Annotated in this window: 1 pseudogene; it reads left to right on the top strand. The window is 42.6% G+C overall.

The window, feature by feature from the left end:
• A pseudogene (locus tag CWC11_RS20645) lies at positions 1–439 on the top strand (malate synthase G); the annotation flags it as partial.

The following is a 439-nucleotide window of genomic DNA, read 5'->3' as shown; positions in this document are numbered from 1 at the left end:
CTGTTAAGTAAGCGGGCTAATCTACAAAAAGAAATTGATGAATATCACCGAGAAAACCCTGTATGGGACAGCCATAAGTATCGGACATTTTTACAAGATATTGGTTACCTAGTCACCCCGCCTAAAAAGTTTAGCATTGATACAGAAAATGTTGATCCAGAAATCGCATTGATGGCTGGTCCGCAATTGGTGGTGCCGGTGAATAATGCGCGGTTTGCTTTGAACGCAGCGAATGCTCGTTGGGGATCGTTATATGATGCTTTGTATGGCACTGATGTGCTTTCGCAAGACGAAGGAGCGGAGAAAACCCCAGAGTATAACCCTGTACGAGGCTTCAAAGTGATGGCGTTTGCACGTCAGTTTCTTGATAGTGCTTTGCCTTTAAGTAATTGTTCACACATAGAAAGTACAAATTATGCAGTACTAAATGGTCAGCTAA

Origin of the sequence: Pseudoalteromonas sp. S3178 (assembly GCF_005886985.1) — a bacterium.
Classification (GTDB): domain Bacteria; phylum Pseudomonadota; class Gammaproteobacteria; order Enterobacterales; family Alteromonadaceae; genus Pseudoalteromonas; species Pseudoalteromonas carrageenovora.
This window is presented reverse-complemented; position numbering and strand designations above follow the sequence as displayed.